At 35.2% G+C, this 22,762-nt stretch carries 18 protein-coding genes and 1 tRNA gene; 7 read left to right on the top strand and 12 right to left on the bottom strand.

Annotated features, from left to right (window positions below; genetic code table 11):
• Positions 1–79: 79 nt before the first annotated feature.
• The 4 genes from A8143_RS06870 to carB all read right to left on the bottom strand — a co-directional run bounded on the left by A8143_RS06870 (position 80) and on the right by carB (position 7,668).
• The gene (locus A8143_RS06870; RefSeq protein ID WP_245676484.1) at positions 80–1,411 is read right to left on the bottom strand and encodes a glycosyltransferase family 4 protein; all 1,332 of its coding nucleotides are present in this window, start codon (positions 1,409–1,411) and stop codon (positions 80–82) included.
• Entirely contained in the window at positions 1,368–4,451 is a 3,084-nt protein-coding gene (locus tag A8143_RS06865; RefSeq protein WP_066757541.1) for a YfhO family protein, read from the bottom strand. The genes A8143_RS06870 and A8143_RS06865 overlap by 44 nt, the downstream gene beginning before the upstream one ends.
• A gap of 140 nt (positions 4,452–4,591) precedes the next feature.
• Positions 4,592–4,849, bottom strand: a complete 258-nt coding sequence (locus tag A8143_RS06860; protein WP_066757539.1) for a hypothetical protein — start codon at positions 4,847–4,849, stop codon at positions 4,592–4,594.
• A 2-nt stretch (positions 4,850–4,851) separates the two neighbouring features.
• Positions 4,852–7,668: a carbamoyl-phosphate synthase large subunit gene (gene carB, locus A8143_RS06855; RefSeq protein ID WP_066757536.1), complete on the bottom strand. Its 2,817-nt coding sequence runs from the start codon at positions 7,666–7,668 to the stop codon at positions 4,852–4,854.
• A gap of 206 nt (positions 7,669–7,874) precedes the next feature.
• Between carB and A8143_RS06850 the strand changes: the two genes are divergently transcribed.
• Positions 7,875–8,375 (top strand): phosphoribosyltransferase family protein, encoded by a 501-nt coding sequence (locus A8143_RS06850; RefSeq protein WP_066757534.1) that lies wholly within the window; start codon positions 7,875–7,877, stop codon positions 8,373–8,375.
• Here A8143_RS06850 and A8143_RS06845 read toward each other — a convergent pair.
• The 6 genes from A8143_RS06845 to A8143_RS06820 all read right to left on the bottom strand — a co-directional run bounded on the left by A8143_RS06845 (position 8,363) and on the right by A8143_RS06820 (position 14,169).
• Entirely contained in the window at positions 8,363–9,934 is a 1,572-nt protein-coding gene (locus tag A8143_RS06845; RefSeq protein WP_066757531.1) for an NAD(P)/FAD-dependent oxidoreductase, read from the bottom strand. The two genes, A8143_RS06850 and A8143_RS06845, sit on opposite strands and share 13 nt — an antisense overlap.
• Positions 9,934–10,647 carry a type IX secretion/gliding motility protein PorT/SprT gene (gene porT / locus A8143_RS06840; RefSeq protein WP_083261261.1) on the bottom strand — a complete coding sequence of 238 codons (714 nt, stop codon included), beginning with the start codon at positions 10,645–10,647 and terminating at the stop codon, positions 9,934–9,936. Before porT ends, A8143_RS06845 begins: the two co-directional genes overlap by 1 nt.
• Positions 10,648–10,730: 83 nt before the next feature.
• Positions 10,731–11,459, bottom strand: coding sequence for a bifunctional demethylmenaquinone methyltransferase/2-methoxy-6-polyprenyl-1,4-benzoquinol methylase UbiE (gene ubiE, locus A8143_RS06835; protein ID WP_217494790.1), 729 nt, complete (start codon positions 11,457–11,459; stop codon positions 10,731–10,733).
• A 17-nt stretch (positions 11,460–11,476) separates the two neighbouring features.
• A complete protein-coding gene (locus tag A8143_RS06830; protein ID WP_066757524.1) occupies positions 11,477–12,460 on the bottom strand; it encodes a bifunctional heptose 7-phosphate kinase/heptose 1-phosphate adenyltransferase in 984 nt (327 codons plus the stop codon).
• Positions 12,460–13,653 carry a pyridoxal phosphate-dependent aminotransferase gene (locus A8143_RS06825; RefSeq protein ID WP_066757521.1) on the bottom strand — a complete coding sequence of 398 codons (1,194 nt, stop codon included), beginning with the start codon at positions 13,651–13,653 and terminating at the stop codon, positions 12,460–12,462. Before A8143_RS06825 ends, A8143_RS06830 begins: the two co-directional genes overlap by 1 nt.
• A gap of 75 nt (positions 13,654–13,728) precedes the next feature.
• Complete coding sequence (locus A8143_RS06820; protein ID WP_066757518.1) at positions 13,729–14,169, bottom strand: PaaI family thioesterase; 441 nt, start codon at positions 14,167–14,169, stop codon at positions 13,729–13,731.
• Positions 14,170–14,374: 205 nt separating this feature from the next.
• On the opposite strand from A8143_RS06820, the gene A8143_RS06815 reads away from it, so the two are divergent.
• From A8143_RS06815 to A8143_RS06785, 6 genes are all read left to right on the top strand, one after another.
• Positions 14,375–14,447, top strand: a tRNA-Gly gene (locus A8143_RS06815).
• Positions 14,448–14,698: 251 nt separating this feature from the next.
• Positions 14,699–17,083 carry a TonB-dependent receptor gene (locus tag A8143_RS06810; RefSeq protein WP_066757514.1) on the top strand — a complete coding sequence of 795 codons (2,385 nt, stop codon included), beginning with the start codon at positions 14,699–14,701 and terminating at the stop codon, positions 17,081–17,083.
• Complete coding sequence (locus tag A8143_RS06805) at positions 17,080–18,318, top strand: DUF4374 domain-containing protein (RefSeq protein WP_066757511.1); 1,239 nt, start codon at positions 17,080–17,082, stop codon at positions 18,316–18,318. The genes A8143_RS06810 and A8143_RS06805 overlap by 4 nt, the downstream gene beginning before the upstream one ends.
• Before the next feature lie 73 nt (positions 18,319–18,391).
• Positions 18,392–19,117 carry a DUF4198 domain-containing protein gene (locus A8143_RS06800; RefSeq protein WP_066757508.1) on the top strand — a complete coding sequence of 242 codons (726 nt, stop codon included), beginning with the start codon at positions 18,392–18,394 and terminating at the stop codon, positions 19,115–19,117.
• Between the two features lie 341 nt (positions 19,118–19,458).
• The gene (locus A8143_RS06790; protein ID WP_066757503.1) at positions 19,459–19,761 is read left to right on the top strand and encodes a hypothetical protein; all 303 of its coding nucleotides are present in this window, start codon (positions 19,459–19,461) and stop codon (positions 19,759–19,761) included.
• Positions 19,762–21,333 (top strand): PepSY-associated TM helix domain-containing protein, encoded by a 1,572-nt coding sequence (locus tag A8143_RS06785; RefSeq protein WP_066757501.1) that lies wholly within the window; start codon positions 19,762–19,764, stop codon positions 21,331–21,333.
• A gap of 11 nt (positions 21,334–21,344) precedes the next feature.
• Here the strand turns inward: A8143_RS06785 and A8143_RS06780 are convergent, their stop codons facing one another.
• On the bottom strand, positions 21,345–21,884 hold the full coding sequence (locus tag A8143_RS06780) for a dihydrofolate reductase family protein (protein ID WP_066757498.1): 540 nt from the start codon (positions 21,882–21,884) through the stop codon (positions 21,345–21,347).
• Between the two features lie 9 nt (positions 21,885–21,893).
• A complete protein-coding gene (locus tag A8143_RS06775) occupies positions 21,894–22,373 on the bottom strand; it encodes a hypothetical protein (protein WP_139134291.1) in 480 nt (159 codons plus the stop codon).
• Positions 22,374–22,762 lie beyond the last annotated feature (389 nt).

Here is a 22,762-nt window from a genome sequence, read left to right as displayed (position 1 = left end):
AAAGCTTATTATGGGAAAAGTAAGTCCACAAATATAAGAATAAGACTATCTGATACTCTAAATGAATCCAAAATAAAAACTAGAGTTCTCCAAGCGCCGATACTAGTCTTTCAGTCAATGATTCACGAGAATATGAATTTATATCCGCCGTCTCCGTTGAAAAACCATTATTAAACATGAGCTTCAATCCATCTTTTAAGCCTTCTTTGTCTTCGTAATCAACCATTATTCCAGATTTAGTTTGATTCAGAATATTAGCTGCATCTCCATCAACAGGACCGATACCAATTATTGGCGTTCTTGAACTCATATACTCAAAAATTTTCCCGGTTAAAATTCCTTTTGCGTTTGGGGTATTATTGACAAGTAACAATAAAACATGAGATCGTTGCTGCTCATCAATGGCTTCATCATGTGGCAAATAAGGTATTAATTCTAAGTATTGAAATAGTCCAGCCTTTTTAATTGCTTCTTTCACCATAAAATCGACTTTCCCTACCAACTTAATCGAAAGCTTACTTGCAAACAACTGATTTTCAGCAACCAATTCAGAAAGCGATTCCCATAATAATTGTGGATTTCTGGAAGGATTCAACGTACCGATATGCGCTATACTGAATTTCTCATCTTTCTCGATAGATTTTGCCGACAAATCTTCCTTATCGAAACCATTAGGAATACAAATCACTTTTTTGGCGCCAAGGGCTTCGAATTCTGTTTTCATCGTTTCACCAATAGTAATGGTGAGGTCAGCTTCTTTTAAAACAGCGCATTCTAATCGGTGATGTTTTTTATCCGCCAATTTTGTCAATTTCAAATCTTTATAAAAATCAATATTCGTCCAAGGGTCTCGAAAATCAGCTATCCAAGGAATATTGTTTTTCTTTTTGATACCACGCGCAATTAGATGTGTGCTATGTGGTGGTCCCGTTGACACCACATAGTCTATTTCATTGTTTTCTAAGTATGCGTTCAAGAACTTAATGGATGGTTTAATCCAGAACTTACGTGCATCGGGAATAAAAAAATTCCCTCGAATCCAAACAGATAAGATTTGAGTAAGTCCATTTTTTTTCTTTCCTTCATTTAAAAACCCAGCATTGATTTTTTCATTTTTCTTTTTGCCGGTAAACTTTCTATAAAAATCAAAAGGCTCCCATATTTTAGTCTTTAAGACTTCTAAATTGGTGGGAACATCTTTAAGCATGGACTCATCAATAGAAGGATATTCCGGATTTTCAGGCGTATAAACAATGGGTTCCCACCCTTTTTTAGCAAGATATTTAACAAATTTAACCCATCGTTGTACTCCAGATCCACCGCTTGGGGGCCAATAATACGTTATTATTAAAATTTTCTTCTTCGAATTATTTACTTTCATCGCTAGCTTCGCCATCAAGTTCAACCTCACGTTTTGATTCTATGAACAAGCCGATTATGAGCAGCAATAACAATAGTGAAGAACCAATCATAGCATAAGTTTTTGACACTTCAAAGGCCTTCATTTTAAATTCAAATCTAATATTATTAGTTCCGGCAGGAATTTTTAAGCCACGTAAGGCATAATTAACTCTGATAATATCAACTTCTTGGTCATTTATATACGCTGTCCAACCATCTTCGTAGAAAATTTCAGAAAATACGGCGAGTTGTTCATCGGGTGATGAAGCTTGATACTCCATTCTATCAGGATGATATGATGTCATAACAATAGATCCTTTAGCTGAATAATTATTTTTAAGGCCATCAGCATATCTCTTATCAACAAGGGTAGTTTTTGCAGGATTCCAACCCGCTACACCATCAGCTTCAAGAACCAATAATTTATTAAATAAAGAATCTGGTGCAGAATCATAAATCCAATTCAGTCCTGTAGAATCAGACATTAAAGCAAGTGCTTGTTGATTTACCGCTTCAAAAGGCACATTTTGCAATATGTATGGCTCCACTGCTCCTGGAAGTTGAATTGATATAGATTCACTACCTTTTAATACGGTATTTGAAACCTCATTTCCATCCACAAAAATTTTAACTTCTCCAAGCTTTCTTAATCTCGTTGAAGCAAATGCATTCATTGCCAGAATTTCTTCGTCGGCATTGTCTACAATTTTTGTCTCTTTGGTAAACCATGCATTCCCCATCGCTCCGCTATTGACCTGACTTAACTTCGTACCTCGTCCGTTATTTGGTCCTGCAATGGGTTGTAAAATATATTTTGTATTTAACATATTTAAAACCGCTTGATTACCTTGAGAAATGTGGAAATCAATTAAGTCTTGATAACGTCCTAGTTTTGCTCCATGATAACCACCGATAGATTTAAAGAAATACGAGGCATAGGATGAATTAAATGGGTTACCTTGTTCATAAACCCTAAAGTTTGTCATTCTATTTAACATTCGATACGTTAAATAATCTCGCTTCACCGCTTTTTCTTTTGCCGACATCTCCTTATTGTCTTTAAAAGATTGGTTTAACGTTTGTAAAGCAGAGTCTATAGCGACTTGAATTTTTGGATTGCTTTGAACTTCCATTGCAAGAATTGTTTGCTCCCCTTCTGTCGCCAAAAATGGGTATGCTTTCTCATAATTTTCAACCCATTGATTATAGTTTTTACCACTTTTTTCATTATTCAAATAACGATGGTCAACATTTACTAAATCAATTAAAATAAAAACAAGTAAGGCTCCACCTGCAATTAGCTTATTGAACCCAAACTGCATGAAACCAATAACAACCGCTATTCCGACTACCAAAAATCCAAGAGAACGTCCAACATCTTGCTTAAAGATTGCCATTCTAACATCCTCTAAATAGCCAAAAAATTCGAGATACATCCCTTGTTGATTCGGATCGGCAATTCCTGCTAACATAGTATTTTCTTGATCGCTTAAGAACGTATTAAACGATTCTGGAGCCATAAAATTAATCAGTAAAAACAATAGAAAAACTCCACTAATAACATAAACACCTATTGGATTATTCTTAATTTCTTCTCTCGCTTTAAACAAACGTTGTAAAAAGAGAATTGCCAACAAGGGAATACATAACTCCACAACAACTAAAATAATAGTAACGGCTCTTAATTTATTATACCCTGGCACCGTATCAAGAAAGAAATCTGTTAAACTCGGACCGGCTTCTCCCATTCCCATCACGGCAAAAAAGAATAACGTATTAATTCCCGTGAAAATCAACTGCTTTTTCTCATCTAAAAACAAGTTTAGGTTATACAATAATATTGGAAGCAGAATAATTGCCGAAACATAATTTTTACCCCAGCTCAATCCTATTGCCAGCAAGGCCACAGATAATATTGCCCATTTGTACTTTTCTTTCGAATAAATTAGACCTAAAAAAGCAAGGAAAATAACAATGATTCCAACATAAACTGGACCCGATGTAAAAGGTTGATTCCCCCAATATTGATTCTGCTGAGCAACTTGTCCAGCCATCTGCCCCATATCTCGACGCATGTCTTTTAATATCTCTTTATTGGCTTCATTACTCGCTATTTGCTGAGTTTCTCCTCCTTTAAAATTAGGAATAAGTAAGGTAAAAGTTTCACCATGCCCATAACTCCAATTCGTAACATAGCTTCTATCCAAACCTGTAGTAGCGTCGTTTTCATTAGATTCACCATTTGGGGTAATTGTTAACTCCGTACCACCACGAATCGTTTGTTTTGCATAATCGATTGTTCCAAAAAGGTTTCCATAATTTACAAGTGCGGCTAAAACATAACCCGCAACTAATGCTCCAGTAATCTTAAAAAAACGACCAGTTTCACCTTTTCTAATATGTCTAACTAACTCCACTATACCAAACAACACCATAACAAAAGCCATGTAATAGGTGATTTGAACGTGATTCGCTGCTAGTTCGACTGCCATAAAAACAGCGGCTAAGGCAACACCTAAAATCCAATTTTTAAATCGATACGCCATTATAAATCCTGCCAACATAAAAGTAGCAAACCCGATTGCTGCCGCTTTGGAATTATGGCCGGCCTCAAGAATTACAATAAAGTAGGAAGATAAACCAAAAGCAACGGAGCCAATCATTCCAATTAATGGTTTAATTCTTAAACTAAGGGCGAGCACGTAAAAACCGAGCAAATAAACAAACATGTAATAAATTGGGGAAGGCAAGCCTAGTTTTAAAAACTTCGTCACCGTTGAAGCCAGCCAAGCACCTTCATAAACCATGGAAATTTGAGTAGCTGGCATTCCGCTAAACATTGCATTTGTCCATTGAATTTGAACATCATCGTGCTCTCTAAAATCAGCCACCTCACGTGACATCCCTTTAAAGTTAACAATATCTGCTTGATTGAGTGAATATCCTTTAAGTGCAGGCGCGAAATATACACACGAAATGATTACAAATAAGATTATGGCCCCAAGGTGCCACAAGTTTGACTTCTTTAAAATTCGGTCTTTTAAATTCATGAATGATTGGTTTCAACTTGTTAATTGATTACCAAAATTAAGAATGGTAACCCTAAAATTATTGAGGCTAAAAATAGGATTTTTTCTTGAAGCTAGAAGCTCCAATTCCGAATAATTAAAGAGAATTAACAGATTGATAATTACTCAACTTCTTCGAAGTCTACAAAATTACCATCATTCATTCTTGACTTTCCGATTTTAGAAATGGTAGTTTTACCCAAATTTTCTTTTGAGCGTCGAAAAGCCTCTTCACGATCGCGTTCAGAAGCCTGATGTTTATTTTGTTCATCAAGGCTTCTTTTCGCAATCATAATTCTACCAATAAAGCGCAATAACACAGTGATTCCAATAATAATTAGAAGCATTTTAAATAACCCTGTGATACTGAGCAATACCATTATTATTTACTTAAATAAAGGTTTCTTTCACTGTAAATCTTTTGGAAGTATGGGTCTTTTAAGTCATCGATAAATCGGATTGCTTCCCCAGTTGACTTCATCTCTGGTCCTAATTCTTTATTTACATTCGGAAATTTATCAAAAGAGAACACAGGAACTTTTATTGCATACCCTTCTTTTACCGGTTTAAAATCAAAATCAGTCACTTTTTTATCACCCAACATTACCTTAGTTGCATAATTGACATACGGTTCTTGGTATGCTTTAGCAATAAATGGTACTGTTCGAGACGCTCTTGGATTGGCCTCAATCACATACACTTTGTCATCTTTAATCGCGAACTGGATATTTATTAAACCAACTGTTTGAAGAGCGATAGCAATTTTATGTGTAATCTCTTCTATTTGTTGCATAACTAAATCACCTAAATTATAAGGTGGAAGAACTGCATAAGAGTCACCTGAATGAATACCTGCAGGCTCAATATGTTGCATGATTCCGATAATATGAACATTTTCGCCATCAGAAATTGCGTCGGCCTCGGCTTCAATAGCGCCACCTAAAAAGTGGTCCAACAAAATCTGATTCTCAGGCATTTCATTTAAAATATCCACTACATGATGTTCTAAATCTTCCCGATTGATGACTATTTTCATTTTCTGCCCACCCAAAACATAGGATGGTCTAACCAATAAAGGAAATCCTAAATCATCTGAGAGATCTAATGCTTGTTCTGCACTTTCTACAACACCAAATTTAGGGTAAGGAATATTATGTTCTTTTAATAAATTTGAGAATCGACCTCTATCTTCAGCTAAATCGAGAGCATCATAAGATGTCCCCATTACTTTGATTCCGTAACGCTCAATTTTTTCCGCTAATTTCAAAGCGGTTTGACCACCGAGCTGTACGATTACACCCACCGGTTTTTCATGACGAATGATATCGTAGATATGCTCCCAGAAAACTGGTTCAAAATACAGCTTATCTGCAGTATCAAAATCTGTAGAAACAGTTTCTGGGTTACAATTGATCATCACTGTTTCATAACCGGCTTCTTGCGCTGCAAGTACACCATGCACACAAGAATAATCGAACTCAATTCCTTGACCAATTCGATTTGGTCCTGATCCTAATACTACAATTTTTGGCTTATCCGAAACAACTGATTCGTTTTCATACTCGAAAGTCGAATAATAATAAGGTGTTTCTGCAGCAAATTCAGCAGCACAAGTGTCTACTAACTTATATACTCTACTAATACCTAATTCTTCTCTCTTAGAATACACCTCAGACTCTAGGCAACGCAATAAGTGAGCCACTTGACGGTCCGCATATCCTTTTTGCTTCGCTTCAAATAAGAGTTCTTTTGGAATTGAGTCAACCGTGAATTTTTGAATTTGTTTTTCCAAAAGGATAAGGTCTTCTATTTGTCGAAGGAACCAAATATCAATTTTTGTTTTCTGTTGAATCGTTTTAAATGGAATTCCTAGTTTTATAGCGTCATAAATATGGAACAATCGATCCCAACTTGGGTGCTCAAGACTTTCTAAAATTTTCTTTTGGTCAGTCAACTCTCTTCCATCTGCTCCTAATCCATTTCTTCCAATTTCTAACGATTGACAAGCTTTCTGTAATGCTTCTTGGAAACTTCTACCAATAGCCATTACTTCTCCTACAGACTTCATTTGAAGTCCCAATTTATCGTCAGCCCCAGCAAACTTAGAGAAGTTCCATCTTGGAATCTTTACAATAACGTAATCCAAAGTTGGTTCAAAAAGCGCTGAAGTTGTTTTAGTAATTTGATTTTTTAACTCATCTAAATGATATCCAATTGCCAGTTTCGCAGCGATTTTTGCAATTGGATAACCAGTTGCCTTTGAAGCTAGAGCAGATGAACGAGAAACACGAGGATTAATTTCAATTGCAATGATATCTTCCTTTTCATCTGGACTCACAGCAAACTGAACGTTACAACCTCCTGCAAAGTTCCCAATCTCACGCATCATCTTAATGGCCATATCCCTCATCTTTTGGAATGTCCTATCTGATAAAGTCATAGCAGGTGCAACCGTAATTGAATCGCCAGTGTGAACCCCCATAGGGTCAAAGTTTTCAATTGAACAAACAATTACAACATTATCATTGGCATCTCTTAAAAGCTCAAGCTCGTACTCTTTCCAGCCCATCAAGGCTTTGTCAATCATTACCTCATGAATAGGTGATAAATGTAACCCTCTCGTTAACATTTTATCAAACTCCTCTTCTTCATATACAATAGCTGCTCCAGTTCCACCTAAGGTATAAGATGCTCGAATACACAGCGGGAATCCGAACTCTTGTGCAATTCCTTTTCCTTCTAAAAATGACTTTGCAGTTGACTGAGGAGCCATTGGAATTCCGATTTCTGTCATCAAATTCCTGAAAGCTTCACGGTTTTCAGTAATTTCAATAGCATCAATATCAACTCCTATGATTCGGACTCCGTATTTTTCCCAAACGCCTTGTTCTTGACATTTAATTGCTAAGTTTAAGGCTGTTTGACCTCCCATTGTAGGCAGCACGGCGTCAATTTCATGTTTCTTTAGAATTTCCTCAATTGACTCTACTTCTAGCGGTTTTAAATAAACATTATCTGCCATTACAGGATCAGTCATAATGGTTGCAGGATTACTATTGATTAAGGTAACTTCAATACCTTCTTCTCTTAATGATCTTGCCGCTTGCGAACCTGAATAATCAAACTCACATGCTTGACCGATTACAATTGGACCACTTCCTATAATAAGTATGGATTTAATGCTATTGTCTTTTGGCATAATTAGAATTTTCCAGTTAAATTGCCGTCAAAATTACGGAGAATATCTTAGAATTTAATAAACAAATCTTGATTCTTATTCACAAGCTCGTAGATTGCCCTGTAGATGAACGTTGAGACAAACATTTATGTCATAGTTTAAGTTTTAAGACCGCCGTATTAAGGTATAATTTTATCTTTGAAGAAAGTTTTTTAAAATTGAAGAATATGAATAAGTCAATTGTCCTAAATCAGCGTCAAATCCATCAAAAAATTGAACGAATTGCATATCAAATCCAAGAAAACACCTTTGAAGAGGCAACTGTTTTTGTGGGGGGTATTTCTGGTAATGGATTTTTATTGGCTGAGAGGATTGTTCAAAAACTGATTGAGATTTCGGTTAATCAAGACATTCGATTATTTGAAATAACGGTAAAAAAAGATGATCCATTGGATGAAAAAATTAAACTTTCAATCGACGATAATGATTTATCAAATAGCACTGTCATTTTAATCGACGATGTGATCAATTCGGGTAGAACGATGATTCATGCTGTTCGAAGAATCTTAGAAAACAAAATAAGTGTGTTAAAAGTTGCAACACTCGTCAATCGCACGCATCGTCGTTATCCTGTTCAAGCAGATTTTGTGGGTATGAATATTTCTACTACGATTGCAAATAAAATAGTGGTAGAACTTGGCAGTAATGAAGCAGCCTATTTAGAGTAATTCTCAGCATATTTTTTTTCCTTGATTTTATCCACGCAGCGCATTCCGTCTATTGCTGCTGAGATAATTCCTCCTGCATAACCTGCACCTTCTCCACAAGGGTATAAACCATTTATTTCAACATGTTCCAATGTATTAGCGTCTCTAGGAATTTTGACTGGGGAGGATGTTCTAGACTCAGGAGCGTGTAAAACAGCTGCATTCGTCATAAATCCTTTCATTTTTTTTCCAAAATCGATAAATGCTTGCTTTAATCTAGCACTAATAATTTCTGGGAGTACTTTGTTTAAATCTACAGAAACCAGACCAGGCTGATAGGAGGTCATAGGTAAATTTTCTGAGATTTTTCCTTTTACAAAATCTTCCAATCTTTGAGCTGGAACAGCTTGGGTACGCCCCCCTGCTTCCCAACACTGTTTTTCAACCATTTTTTGAAAATTCAACGCAGAAAAAGGATCATCGGGTTGATAATTGGGTAAATCTTTAGGTTCGACCTGAACAACAATACCTGAATTTGCAAACGGGTTATTTCGTTTTGACGGCGACCAGCCATTAGTTACAACCTCTTCCTGATTAGTTGCACATGGCGCTACAATTCCTCCGGGGCACATACAAAATGAATAAACGCCCATACCTTTAACCTGAGTCACTAAACTGTATGATGCTGGCGGTAAATCCTCACCACTTAACTCTCCATGGTACTGAATTTCATCAATTAAATCTTGTGGATGCTCAATTCTTACTCCAATCGCAAATGGCTTTGCTTCAACTTTAACACCTCTGTCGTTTAACAAATAAAAAATATCTCGCGCCGAATGCCCAGTAGCAAGAATAAGTTCTTTAGTATCTACCCATTTTTCATTATTGAGTTCTAATGCCACTATTTTACCAGAATCGATTTTTAAATCGGTTAACTTCGTTTCAAAATGAAATTCTCCACCGCAACGAATAACTTCCTCGCGCATCGACTGAATAATCTTAGGTAATTTATTGGTTCCAATGTGAGGATGCGCATCAACTAGAATCGTTCGGTCAGCTCCAAAATGAACAAACCACTCGAGTACTTTCTTTAAATTCCCTCTCTTTTTTGAGCGCGTGTAGAGCTTTCCATCCGAATATGTTCCTGCCCCACCTTCACCAAAGCAATAATTAGAATCATTGTCAACTAAGTGATTTTTGTGAATTTTAGCTAAATCACGTCTTCTAGCACGAACGTCTTTTCCTCGTTCGTACACAACAGGTTTAAATCCGTTTTCAATTGCATTTAAAGCCGCATATATACCAGCTGGACCAGCTCCCACAATCGTAATTTCCTCCGAATTATGTACAGATTGAGCATTAAAAAACGCTGTTTTTGGTTGAAAAACTTCATCGTAATACAGTTCAAAACGAAGGTTATATTTAACGGGTTTCTTACGTGCATCAATTGAACGTTTAACTAATTCAATATGCTGAATGTCATCGATTCTTCCACCGACCTCATCGATAATTCGTGCATGTATATAATCATCATTATTGATGAAATTCGCTGCTATTCTTAAATCAACCGTCTTAATCATTATCCCTCAAAGGTAATGGAAAACCACCAGATTTGAGACTTTAAACTTTCTAATGGCCTTGTGTAAAAAGTTTCATCTTGTATTAAAAGGTTCTTTATTCCGTTGGTCAATTTTATCTCTAATCCAAACTTGAAATAAGGTAAAAAGAAATCAAATCCACCACCAACATGGTACGCAAAATCGGTCCTTTTTAATTTAACTATAGGATCGCTTAATGATTGGTCAACGTCTTCTTGACTCGCTAAATCCAAACTAAAACCAAATCCTCCTAAGGCATAAGCTCCAAAATTATTAATCCGTTTTGTATTCACCTTTAATAAAAGCGGAAAATTTAATAGCGTCGGTTGTGTTCTTGTCGTGCGAATTTCTTGTTCACCATCTTTCCAATAACTGTATGAAAATTCAGTATCGTGAAATGTAATCGATGGGACAGTTCTTAAATGAACTACAGAAGTAATATTCCATGAGACCACAGGAATATGAATAGCGAATCCAGGTCCAGAATTCACTCCAATTTGAAAAACTGAATCACTCCCATTGTAATTTGGCTTCAAATCGTATCGATAACTTGTGCTTGTAACACCAAGCATTGCACCAAAATGGAACTTCTTATATTCAAAGTTTGGATAATTTTTACCGTATTTCTGGGCAAAAATGATGGGACTCAATCCAAAAATCAAAACTAAGGTCAATATGATTTTACTAGAATTCACGAGGAGCTTTAACGCTGAATTTTGTTAATTATTTTCTTTTGATTAATAATTCTGACCATCTAAAAAAGTTACATGAATTCAAATTACTTTTGTCCATAATAAATGGTCGCAATTCCTCCACCGACTATCTTAGATTTGACATCTTTATACCCAATCTTCGTCATAATATCTTCAAAATCTTTCCCCTCGGGAAAGGCTGCCACAGACTCCGGCAGATAAGTGTAAGCCGCCTTATCTTTTGAAATAGCCTTGCCGATAGTAGGAATGATATATTTCGAATGAAATTTATAGTATTGTTTTACTGGGAATTTTTTTGGTTTGGAAAATTCTAGTATCATCCCTACTCCACCCGGTTTTAAAACCCGCAATAATTCGGTTAAACCAGCATCTAAATTCTGAAAGTTCCTGACCCCAAAACCTACCGTGTATGCATCAAATGTATTTGATTCGAATGACAAGTTTTCCGAATCACCTTGGACCATATCAATAATATGGTTAACTTTTTTAGTTACCATTTTTTTTCGTCCAACTTCTAACATACCATTAGACAAATCAACACCGACGATTTTCTCAGGGTTTAAACGCAAGGCCTCAATAGCAAAGTCTCCTGTACCTGTAGCCATGTCCAAAATTATTTTTGGCTGAAATTGTTTTAAAAGATTAACCGCTTTCTTACGCCATATTTTATCAATACCAAGTGATAAAAAATGATTCAGAAAATCATATTTACTTGAAATGTTATCGAACATTTCTTCCACTTCCTCTTTTTTGCTAGATTTTGCCTTGTTATAAGGTTTTACTTTTGTCCCCAAACTCGTAGTTTTAAATATTACAGCGCAATTACTTCGCTCATCAATTGTTCTTTATCTATGGTGCTGACACCAATTTTCTCACAAACCAAACCTCCTGCAAGATTCGCAATTTCCGCTATTTGCTTAGCGGGTAATCCGCATGTCAAGCACAATGTTGCGACACTAATAACAGTATCTCCAGCACCCGAAACATCCGCAATAACCCTCAAGTGAGCTGGAATAAAATGATCTTCTTCATTGAAATTCATATATACGCCATGCTCGGATAGTGTGATAAACGTATATTTTGGAGCCAATCTATCTTTCAATTCCGAAACCGCTTCAAGGAATAAAGGCTTATTCGGCATGTCAAAAAATTGATCAACCCCTTCTTGCAACTCTTTCAAATTCGGTTTAAACAAAGTAACATTTGAATAGGTAAAAAAGTTTTCCTTCTTAGGGTCAACTGTTGTAATAACATTGTTTTCATTTGCAAAATCAACAACAGATTTAATCAAATTCTCTGTTAAAACCCCTTTATTGTAATCTTGAAAAATAATGGCATCAATACCTTCTTTTGTTACGATTTCCTTAATTCGTTCAATTAAAGCAAATTCGGTTAAAGAATTAATTGCAGTTTTATCTTCTCTATCTACTCTTAATAATTGTTGATTATTACCTAAAACACGAGTTTTAACGGTTGTTACTCTATCATCATACGATAAGATACCGCGTGAAGATAGTTTATTCTCATTAATCAGTCGTTGAAACAAATCACCGTCTTCATCCTTTCCAATAATAGTGCATATAAACGGCTGTGCCCCTAATGCCTGAATATTCAAAGCAACATTCGCAGCACCGCCCAACCGGTGTTCACGCGACTTGAATTGTACGATAGGTACAGGTGCTTCAGGCGAAATTCTATTGACACTACCTTTTAAATAGGTATCAATCATCACATCCCCAACAACTATAATTTTTTTATTCGAAAAATCTTCGAATGTTTTTTTAAGATTAATCATTAATTTAATTTTTCAAGCGATTTTTGAATGCGACCAATCGCTTCGATTAGCACTTCTTCTGAAGTTGCATAAGAAAGTCGTATGCAATTAGGGTCTCCAAATGCCTCTCCAGTCACCGTTGCAACAAGTGCATCATCCAATAAATACATGGATAAATCTGTCGCATTTTTAATGGTTACCGAACCATTTGACTTACCAAAAAAATCTGAAATATCTGGAAATACATAAAAAGCGCCTTCCGGGGTATTGGTCTTTACACCATCAATTTCGCTGAGTTTTTCGAGAACTAAATCTCTCCTTTTTCTAAACGCTTCGACCATAAAGGAAATTTCAGAAGGATCAGCTTCAACCGCAGCTTTTGTTGCTCGTTGACTAATTGAACCTGTTCCGGACGTGTACTGTCCTTGAATTTTAGTACAGGCCGCTGCAATTTCTTTAGGTGCGCCAATATAACCAACTCTCCACCCTGTCATAGCAAAGGCTTTGGACACGCCATTTACAGTTATAGTTTTATCATAAACTCCAGGTAAGGAAGCAAAACTTATATTTTTACGATCAAACATGATATGCTCATAAATCTCATCTGAAATCACATAGAATCCACTTGTTTGTGCTACAACCTCTGCCAGTGCTTCGAGTTCAACTTTCGTATATGCAGACCCTGTTGGGTTACATGGATTACTGAACAGCATTAATTTTGATTTATCCGATAAAGCCTCTTTCAACTGTGATGCGGTTATTTTAAAATCATTCTCAATTGATGTTTTTATAACGACTGGAATACCTCCAGCCATTCTCACTTGCTCAATATAAGTCACCCAATATGGAGCAGGAATTATTACCTCATCACCAGGATTTACCAAACTAAGAATAACATTGATTAAACTTTGTTTTGCTCCAGTGGAAACAACAATTTGATCGATCGAATAATCTAAACCATTATCGCGTTTAAACTTTGCCGAAATTGACTCTCTTAAGTCAATGTATCCAGGAACCGGCATATAAGTCGAATAGTTGTCGTCTATGGCTTGTTTTGCAGCGTCCTTAATAAATTCAGGTGTATTAAAATCCGGTTCACCAAGACTAAGTGAAATAATATCTTTTCCTGCTAGTTTCAGCTCTCTGCTTTTAGAAGCCATTGCCAGTGTAGCAGATTCTGCCATTCCATTTACTCTATCCGAAATTTTTATCATTTTTAAACCAGTTTAAATAAAGTGCAAATTTAAAATATTTTACCGGATGACTGCCTAGTTTTCTGGAAACTTGAATTAAAAGGTCATTCCGCTTTTTTCATAGGGATATGCGTTAAAAGTACCCGTTGCAATCGCTACTTTTTCACCTGTATCTTCATTAAAAATTTCACCTTGCGAAATTATAATCCTTTTACCAGCAGAAACAACCTTTCCTTCACCTATTAGTACATCACCTACACGCGCAGGTGATAAATAGTTGATCTTAAATTCAACTGTTGATACCAACTGAGCCTTTTCAGAAGACACATATAAAGCTGCTAATCCTAAAACTCCATCCATAAAACCTGCTATTACACCTCCATGCGCTGTAGTTGGGGTGGCCAAATGCTCTTTTTTTATGACTAAACGATATCGAATTCCTGAAGCCTCAAATTTCTGCAAATCAAGACCTGCATACTTGCCAAATTCATTCGATTCTTGATAGCGCCTAATTAGCTCTTTTCTGAAGTCTTTCATAATCAACAATTTCGGTTTAAGTCCTTAAAATAGATCACAAAATTAATGATTTCATAGCGTTTAAGTAAATTTTTAAACTATCTTTGCGATGCACTAAACGTTGTGCAATTGAATTAATATTGGAATACCAACGCCAATCGAAAATAAAATTTTTAGATTGGATGAAATTATTAAAACAGAATCAATCATTCGTTTTAATTTATAAGCGGGAGTAGCTCAGTTGGTAGAGCGTCAGCCTTCCAAGCTGAGGGTCGCGAGTTCGAGTCTCGTCTCCCGCTCAAAAGCACAAATCTAAATTTTGTGCTTTTTTTTGCTTCATATTTCACTATTAGCCATCCTTAACCTTTTATTAAGAAATTGTTAATCATCCCCTTAACAACCCAACACATAAACCCCTCACAAATAACACGTTAACGAGTTAGGCAAAAATGTTTTACCATCAATTATTGAAAATACCTTTTTTAGGTGATTGATTGAGAATAGCCTATCCCCTACTTTTGTACCTTATTTAAAATTAGTCTAAATAAAAATGAATTTTAAATTTACAGTCCTACTGCTGTTTCTTTCGGTATATTCATTCGCTCAAATGGGTTCTATCTCGGGCAAGGTTGTTGATGAAAACAACCTACCAATACCATTTGTTAAAATCTTTCTTGAAAACACAAAAATTGGAACTCAAACGAGTTTGGAAGGTGACTTTAATATAAGTTCTTTAAAACCAAACACCTACACTTTAAAAACCTCATTTGTCGGATATAAAGAACAAAGTTTTTCTGTATCAGTAGTCAGTGGGAAAACAACTTCTCTTGGAAAAATTCAATTGGTTCCAAACAACGAACTTCTTAATCAGGTAGTCATTAACGAAAAATCGGTTAGTCAGGAAATTAAAGAAGAGCCATTTACAACCACGGTGGTCGATGTAGAACCACTCAAAAACCAAAACCTCGATGTTAACCAGGTTTTAAATAGTACTTCAGGTGTAAGAATTAGAGAATCTGGAGGACTCGGTTCTAATTTCAATTTTTCTTTAAATGGGTTTTCCGGTCGCCAAGTTCGATTTTTTACGGATGGTGTACCTATGGATAATTTCGGTTCTTCATTAGGCTTGAACAATATACCGGTAAACCTTATTTCAAGAATAGAAGTTTATAAAGGTGTTGTTCCAGTTCATTTAGGGTCGGACGCATTAGGTGGAGCGATTAATATAATTACAAATAAAAACGCTAAAAGTTTCCTTGATGTTTCTTATTCTGTTGGTTCTTTCAATACTCATCGCGGGTCGATTTTAGGTCGATTTGTTGATGATGCAACGGGGTTTGTAGTCAATGCAAATGCTTTTTATAATTACTCGGATAATGATTATGAAATTGAAGTTCAAATTGCAGACTTAGAAACAGGTAAGTATGGAGATCCGGAGAAAGTAAAAAGATTTCACGATGCCTACCAATCTCAAATGGGTCAAATTGAACTTGGATTTATGAATAAGAAATTTGCTGATCGTATTTTAATAGGATTGATCGCTTCTGGAAATTTCAAAGAGATACAGAACGGTTCTAATATGAATCAGGTTGCTGGTGAAATTTTCACAGAAGACAAAGTCTTTATGCCAACATTCAAATACTTAAAAAAAGATTTATTCATTAAAGGTCTCGACTTAAATGTTTATGCGAATTACAATTTACGCGAAGCCTTAACTGTTGACACGAGTAGCAAAATTTACAATTGGAGAGGGGAATTTAAAGAAAGAGAAGTTTTAAGTACTTCTGGTGAATTAACTTGGTATAAAACACAATTTAGATTTAATGACAGATCCTTTTTAAATACAGCCAACTTATCCTATGCTATAAACGAGGTGCATTCAATTTCTTTAAATAACACTTACAGTCATTATACCCGCGTTGGTGAAGATCCAATAACAATTGGTGAAACTCCCTTTGAACAGCCCAATGTTCTTAGTAAAAATATTACCGGACTATCTTATCACATCAATCTTCTAAGAAGATGGAAAACTCTAATTTTTGGAAAATCCTATATGATTGATACCAAAACGCGACAAGAAAACGACCTTTCTGGTGAACTTGAAGATGTTTATTTAACCGATCAAAATTGGGGGTACGGAATTGCATCAACTTATCATATCACCGAGGAATTTCAATTGAAAGGCTCTTTCGAAAATGCTTATCGATTGCCAGATGCCTACGAAATGTTTGGAAATGGCCTTCTACTTTTACCGAACCTAACTTTAACCCCTGAACGTAGTAAAAACTTTAACGTAGGGTTTTTAGGAAACTTTAGAAAAAAGAAACATGAAGTATTAATAGAAGGAACTTATCTCTATAGATTACCTGAAAACCTCATTCGTTTAAGAGCAGTTGGTGTTACCAGCAACTATGAAAATCTAAGCTCTGCAAAAGCGAATGTATTTGAGGGAGGATTAAAATATAGGTACAATAGGCTGTTCCATATAGAAGTCAACGCAACTTATCAGGACATTGTAAACAATGCAAAAACGACTGAAAGTGGTGGTGAAAATTATTTGTATGGTGATCGGATTCCAAATCAACCATTTTTGTTCGGAACCTTAACTACAGGTATTAGTTTTAAAAATGTCGGTCTGAAAGAAAGTGCATTATCATTTAATTGGACCACGGCTTTTGTAGAAGCCTTCTATCTTAAATGGCCAAGTCAAGGTAATATCAACAGCAAGTACGACATCCCTCGTCAGATTTCTCATAATATTGGAGTAGCATATAGTTTAAAAAATGGAAAATATAACCTATCTGCATCATGCACAAACCTCTTTGATAAAGCCCTCTTTGATAATTTTATGTTACAAAAACCAGGGAGAGCTTTTAACGTTAAACTGAGATGCTTTTTAGAAGCAAAAAAAAATAATCAAAAATCAACAAAATGAAAAGAATACACTTAAACTTAGCCATTTTAGCAACAGGAGTATTAACGGTTACATCTTCTTGTAAAAAAGATGAAGAACCAACTCCAGTTGGAGAAACAAAAGTTAACTATGTCATGTCTTTACGTTCTTTAGATGCTAGTGAAGAAAGTGCCGACTATTATCTTACTGTAAACGACTTAATGTCTGGTGAAATTTCAGCTGTAGGTCAAGGAGAAGAGCTGGTCGGATGGAACTATAACGGACATTTCGGTGATACGTATTTTGCATTCGGTTATGACTTAAACGAATGTGTGGGTTATAAAATTCAACAAGGGCAACTGCATCAAACTGGAAAGTTTGTATTTGAAAGATTTGATGTCATGAATGCTATTGATGATGAGTATTTTATGGCTATTGGAGCTCCTTGGGGTGGAGGTTCTTACGATTGTCAATTGCAACAAGTGAACATTGAGGACGTTGCTATTCATAGAAATAAAAAACACCCTATCTACGAATCCTTTCACGAAGGAGAGCAATTAAATGCATGGCCTACGAGTTCTTACGTTCAAGGCAATAGACTTTATGTATCATTCTATCCTCTAAATGGAGCAACATGGGAAACACCGAATACAGATACTGCTTTCGTAAGTATTTACAGCTATCCAGATTTAGAGTACATAAAGACGATTAAAGATTCGCGTACAGGACCTATTGGTTATTACGGTGGTCAACCTTGTATTTTAGAAACGGAGACTGGTGATCATTATACGCTTTCGTCTGGTTCGATGTCTGCCGGATTTACACAAGCAACCAAACCTTCTGCTATTCTTAAAATTAACGCTGGTGCTGAAGAATTTGATGCAGATTATTATTTCGACATTGAAGCTTCAGGATACCGAGTAACATCTGCAACATACGTTGGGGATGGCTTAGCTGTAGCGAATGTGATTGATATAGCAACTGATGAAGCGGCTGCTGCAGTTAACCAATGGGCTTTATTTAGTGAGGTTACTCCTCTACTTAATACTGCCATAATCGATTTATATTCGCAAACGGTTACAATTGTAAATGACGTTCCTTTGCATGGCGGGCAATATGCCACTCCATTTTTAGTTGAAGGAAATGACGTATATATTTCTGTAAACGATGGAACTGATGCTTATGTGTATAAAGTAAATGCACAAAGTGGTACCGCAACACGTGGTGCAAAACTGATTGGTAACCAATTCCAAGGTCTTTTTAAAGGAAACGCTTAATACCCAAAATCAATTAATAATTCAACCTGCTTCTAATTTGCTATGATTAGAGGCAGGTATTTTAATAAAAAATATGAAACTTTTTTACGCTATTTTAAGCTTTATTTTTATTGGTATAAATGTTGGCCACTCGCATGCTTTATGGTTAGAAACTAACACAAAAGGAGAGTTAAATAAAGAACAAGAAATCAAGGTGTTTTTCGGAGAATATAGTTATAATGTCATTGAAGAGGTGAATGGAAAGGCGTTTAAAAACGTTAAAAAATTTCAACTTTCTCTCGTCAACCCTTCGGGCGAAAAAACAATTCTAGAAACTAAAGAATTTAAGAATTACTATTCGGCCACTTACATTCCACAAGAAAATGGAGTATACACTGTAGAGTTAATAAACAACGAAATTGATGTCATTGATTATACAAAATACGATTTTGGCATATTTAAAACACATTATCATTCAATGACTAAATTTACTGTAGGAGAAGAATTATCAACTTCTAAAAAACTTGAATATAATGGTTTACAAATTCAAGATATAACTAGTTCAGAAGGAGAAACTCTAAGCTTTCGTGTTTATTACAAAGGAAAGGAGCTCAAGGATGCTGAAATCGAAGTTGCTATTGCTGAGAATTGGACAAAATCAATTACGACCGACGAAAATGGCGTTGCTACACTTCGTTTACCTTGGAAAAATTTCAACTACTTTCTAGAAGTGACCAAAAAAGAAGAAGTTCCTGGAGAATACAATGGCGAAGATTATCAATTTATATGGCATTGTGCAACCTATATGTATTTGAATTAAAAAACCCACTGAGATGATTACCCTAGTTTTAGTATTGTTTTTTGTTGGTACTAGTCTATTATTCATTAGTTCCGAAAAAACTAAAAATAATTCTGAGTATAAGGCATACTTATGGTTGAAGAAAAAAGCTAATTACACAAAATTTTTAGGTTGGGTATTAAATTTCGCTACGTTAGCTCCAATAATTCTGCTATTTGGGATGACTGCTGGAATTTTATTTTGGTTGACAGGACTCCTACTGATATTTAGCCTAATTATACTTATTCTTCCATTATATGGGTTCAATTTCAAATATCTAGTTCCCTTCTTCCTTGTTTTACTAATCATAGAAATTTCAATAAATGCCTGCTAATCCTAAACACTTAACCAAAAGTTTTTCCCAACAATTCGCGAAAATTTCGGCAGGAGTTATTGGAGGGTATCTATTAGCAGCGCTTTTGCACATGTCGTTGGTGGTTTGGTTACCTTTTTCTAAAGAAATTCTTGTCACATCTACAATTACACTTTTTTTATTATGGTGCCTCTTTGCTATTTTACCTTTTCTTTTTAAAAATGGATGGAGAGCATGGGGATACTATTTTGTAGGAATTATTATACTATTTGTTTGTTTCTATCTTGGTGATGCATATAAACCTATTTTCTAAATGAGTAAAAGGAATTACAACGTTTTTTTTAATGCCCACACGGTCAGTGGTATAATCATTTCATTTTTATTGTATGTTATATTCTTTGCTGGTGCATTTGCCCTTTTTAAAGACGAAATAACAGTCTGGGAAGAAGGTGAGCGTATCAACCGGACGGCTAAAAGTGACATAGACTTTGATGGAATGCTGACGAAGCTCGATAATGAATACAATTTGTTGGGACGAGATTTGCAGTTTAGATTTGGCCTTGCTGAGGACCATGTTAGTTTATTTATGAGCGGATCCAAGGACTCTCTCGCGAGTGAAAAAGCTAAAGAATCGCATTATTTTATTACTAATATTCATACCTACGAAACTGAAACATACGCTGAAAACTACAGTTTAGGGGAATTCTTATACCGACTACATTTCTTTCAACAGTTACCTGGTTATGGTATTTATATCGCCGGTATTGTTTCTCTCTTATTTCTATTCGCAATTGTAACTGGAGTAATCGTTCATTGGAAAAAAATAATCAGTAATTTATTCAATTTCAACCCCAAATCAACTTTAAAAAGAGTCTGGACTGATGCGCACACCGCACTCGGAACAATAGGTTTACCTTTTCAATTACTTTTTGCCGTTACAGGTGCATATTTTTGTTTGAGTATTTTCGTTCTTGCACCGGCAAATATTATTTATAAGAATGATCGTAAAAAACTGATGGCCGACCTACGTCCTGGTCCAGAAGAAGAGGATTGGATAAAAGCTTCTCAAGAAAAGATGCCTAGCTATAATGATTTTATCAAACAAAGTCCAAAATGGAAGAATTTTGAACTCAATGGCGCAATGATAAAAAATTATGGTGGTGTCAATATGCACTATATAATTAAGGGTAAACTTCCCGACCATCATCAAATAACGGGAACTGGACGCATCACCAAAAATGCTTATTCAGGAGAAATAATTGAAGAAAAACACCCTACAAACAGTAATTATATTGAAAGCGTTCAGGAAATTACGCACCGATTACACTATGGTGATTTTGGTGGTATTTCATTAAAAATCATCTATTTCCTTTTAGCACTACTGACCTGTTTTGTAATTATTTCTGGCGTTTTAATTTGGATTGAAGCTAGAAATAGAAGAAACATGACTATAAGACAAAGACTTTACACTGCTGGTGTTGGTCGAACTTATTTATCCATTTGTCTATCCATGTTGCCAGTTACAGCATTAGCATTTATTTTCGTAAAATTCTCTCATGGGCATTTTCAAATTAAACAATCGGCAATTTATGCTTTTTATTTTTTGACATGGATGGCTTTTATTTTAATATTCAGATTAAAAAAAGACAATTATTTCACCAATAAAATGAGTTTATTATTAGGAGGAATTTTTGGCCTATTTGTTCCAATAGTAAACGGAGTTGTTACAGGAAACTGGATTTGGATCACAATATTTCAAGACCAAAAAGAAATCGTTACGATCGATTTACTTTGGCTAATTATTGCTTCACTCTGTTTTGGGATCTATTTTAGTATAAAACCTTCAATAAAAGAACAAAGTACATACGCTAAATATCCACTTTAATTTAGTTGATTTCATTCTACTTTTCGTCGATAATGCCGTTGGGTAATCTGATTCAAATAGGTGGTAGCTCGTATTAAATCGAATTCACGTTTTTTTGGAAGGTTCGAAAAAAGAGGGATACCTTTACCTAAAACCACTGGAATAGTTGACAAAATTAAATCATCTATTAAATCTGCTTGAAGAAAACTTGTAATCAAGGAACCACCATCAATATAAAGTTGCGTATAACCTTGCTTTTGAATATAATCAACAATTTCCTCTACTTTACCTGACACGAGAAACACTTTATCTTTTAATTCTTGAGGAACCGATTTTAAAGTATTAGTGACTACAAAAACAGGTTGCTTGTAGGGCCATTCAATATCAAATCCAAGCACTGTTTCAAAGGTATTCCTACCCATAACTATAGCATCAATCGTACTTATAAATCGATTATAGCCCATATCATCGTTATTGGGGTTGGGCACCATATGGAGCCAATCAATTCCCCCTCTTTCATCTGCGATAAAACCATCTAGACTTGTAGCAATAAATACACTGTTTCTGTACATAAAGTTTGGTTATTTTTTAAGTAATTTCCAATTGTGATCTATCTCTCTAAGTTCTTCAAACATACCTTTGTAATGTCTAGCACCATAAATAACAAATATATTTTTTGAGGATGTAGCGTTAATCATATCCGCTAAATTTTTATTCCGAAGGCCTAAGATATAGTTCTTTTTAAAATCTTTTTTTAATTTTTTAGTTAAAGGTTCACATTCATAAGACTCCGAAAAACCGGTGTTATTGTCACAAGAATCTAGGTGTACCTCGCCATGCTTTTTTTCAAACTCCATTACCAACTCTTCTAAACTCAAATCCGCATTAACGGCTGTTAATGTATCTATACCCATAACAGTAAATTCTGGTTGATTCACCAAATTATATTTCGCATCATAGGATATTGAGCCGTAGATTTTATTGTTTATAGTATCCAAGTATCCATTTTTCGCTTGAAAGTCACCTTGAATCTTTCTGAACTTACGAGCGGTATTGATCATATTTTCTTGATTTGTATCTTTGGCCGATACCAGCTCATAGAACACAACAAAGTCAATTGCCTGTAAAGAATCGATTTTCTTTTCGATGTCTTCGTACTACATTTTTCTTCCTATATGATGCAATGGCAAAAAAACAACAGTTTTTTCACCATTCGTAATTGTCTTTAATTCAGGTTTTGACTCTAAGATTCCAGAATATTTAAGCCAAAGTTTACTGCATGAGATAAATGTTGTACAAACTAAAACTAGTATAAGGTAAACTATTTTTAAAGGTAATGGTCGCATAAAAAAAATTATCAAGCAATCTAAATATCTATCCTATCTCGCTCCGTTTCTAAAGAGGAAATTAATGAATTTCATGTCTCTATCGAATCTTTAAGGCGGATGAT

Origin of the sequence: Crocinitomix algicola (assembly GCF_001661595.2) — a bacterium.
Classification (GTDB): Bacteria; Bacteroidota; Bacteroidia; order Flavobacteriales_D; family Crocinitomicaceae; genus Crocinitomix; species Crocinitomix algicola.
This window is presented reverse-complemented; position numbering and strand designations above follow the sequence as displayed.

What these genes read in the sequence shown, in the direction of transcription:
- A8143_RS06865 (WP_066757541.1), bottom strand. Translation starts at nt 4,451, where the DNA reads ATGAATTTAAAAGACCGAATTTTAAAGAAGTCAAACTTGTGGCACCTT.
- A8143_RS06860 (WP_066757539.1), bottom strand. Translation starts at nt 4,849, where the DNA reads ATGGTATTGCTCAGTATCACAGGGTTATTTAAAATGCTTCTAATTATT.
- carB (WP_066757536.1), bottom strand. Translation starts at nt 7,668, where the DNA reads ATGCCAAAAGACAATAGCATTAAATCCATACTTATTATAGGAAGTGGT.
- A8143_RS06850 (WP_066757534.1), top strand. Translation starts at nt 7,875, where the DNA reads ATGAATAAGTCAATTGTCCTAAATCAGCGTCAAATCCATCAAAAAATT.
- A8143_RS06845 (WP_066757531.1), bottom strand. Translation starts at nt 9,934, where the DNA reads ATGATTAAGACGGTTGATTTAAGAATAGCAGCGAATTTCATCAATAAT.
- A8143_RS06830 (WP_066757524.1), bottom strand. Translation starts at nt 12,460, where the DNA reads ATGATTAATCTTAAAAAAACATTCGAAGATTTTTCGAATAAAAAAATT.
- A8143_RS06825 (WP_066757521.1), bottom strand. Translation starts at nt 13,653, where the DNA reads ATGATAAAAATTTCGGATAGAGTAAATGGAATGGCAGAATCTGCTACA.
- A8143_RS06820 (WP_066757518.1), bottom strand. Translation starts at nt 14,169, where the DNA reads ATGAAAGACTTCAGAAAAGAGCTAATTAGGCGCTATCAAGAATCGAAT.
- A8143_RS06810 (WP_066757514.1), top strand. Translation starts at nt 14,699, where the DNA reads ATGAATTTTAAATTTACAGTCCTACTGCTGTTTCTTTCGGTATATTCA.
- A8143_RS06805 (WP_066757511.1), top strand. Translation starts at nt 17,080, where the DNA reads ATGAAAAGAATACACTTAAACTTAGCCATTTTAGCAACAGGAGTATTA.
- A8143_RS06800 (WP_066757508.1), top strand. Translation starts at nt 18,392, where the DNA reads ATGAAACTTTTTTACGCTATTTTAAGCTTTATTTTTATTGGTATAAAT.
- A8143_RS06790 (WP_066757503.1), top strand. Translation starts at nt 19,459, where the DNA reads ATGCCTGCTAATCCTAAACACTTAACCAAAAGTTTTTCCCAACAATTC.
- A8143_RS06785 (WP_066757501.1), top strand. Translation starts at nt 19,762, where the DNA reads ATGAGTAAAAGGAATTACAACGTTTTTTTTAATGCCCACACGGTCAGT.
- A8143_RS06780 (WP_066757498.1), bottom strand. Translation starts at nt 21,884, where the DNA reads ATGTACAGAAACAGTGTATTTATTGCTACAAGTCTAGATGGTTTTATC.
- A8143_RS06775 (WP_139134291.1), bottom strand. Translation starts at nt 22,373, where the DNA reads ATGATCAATACCGCTCGTAAGTTCAGAAAGATTCAAGGTGACTTTCAA.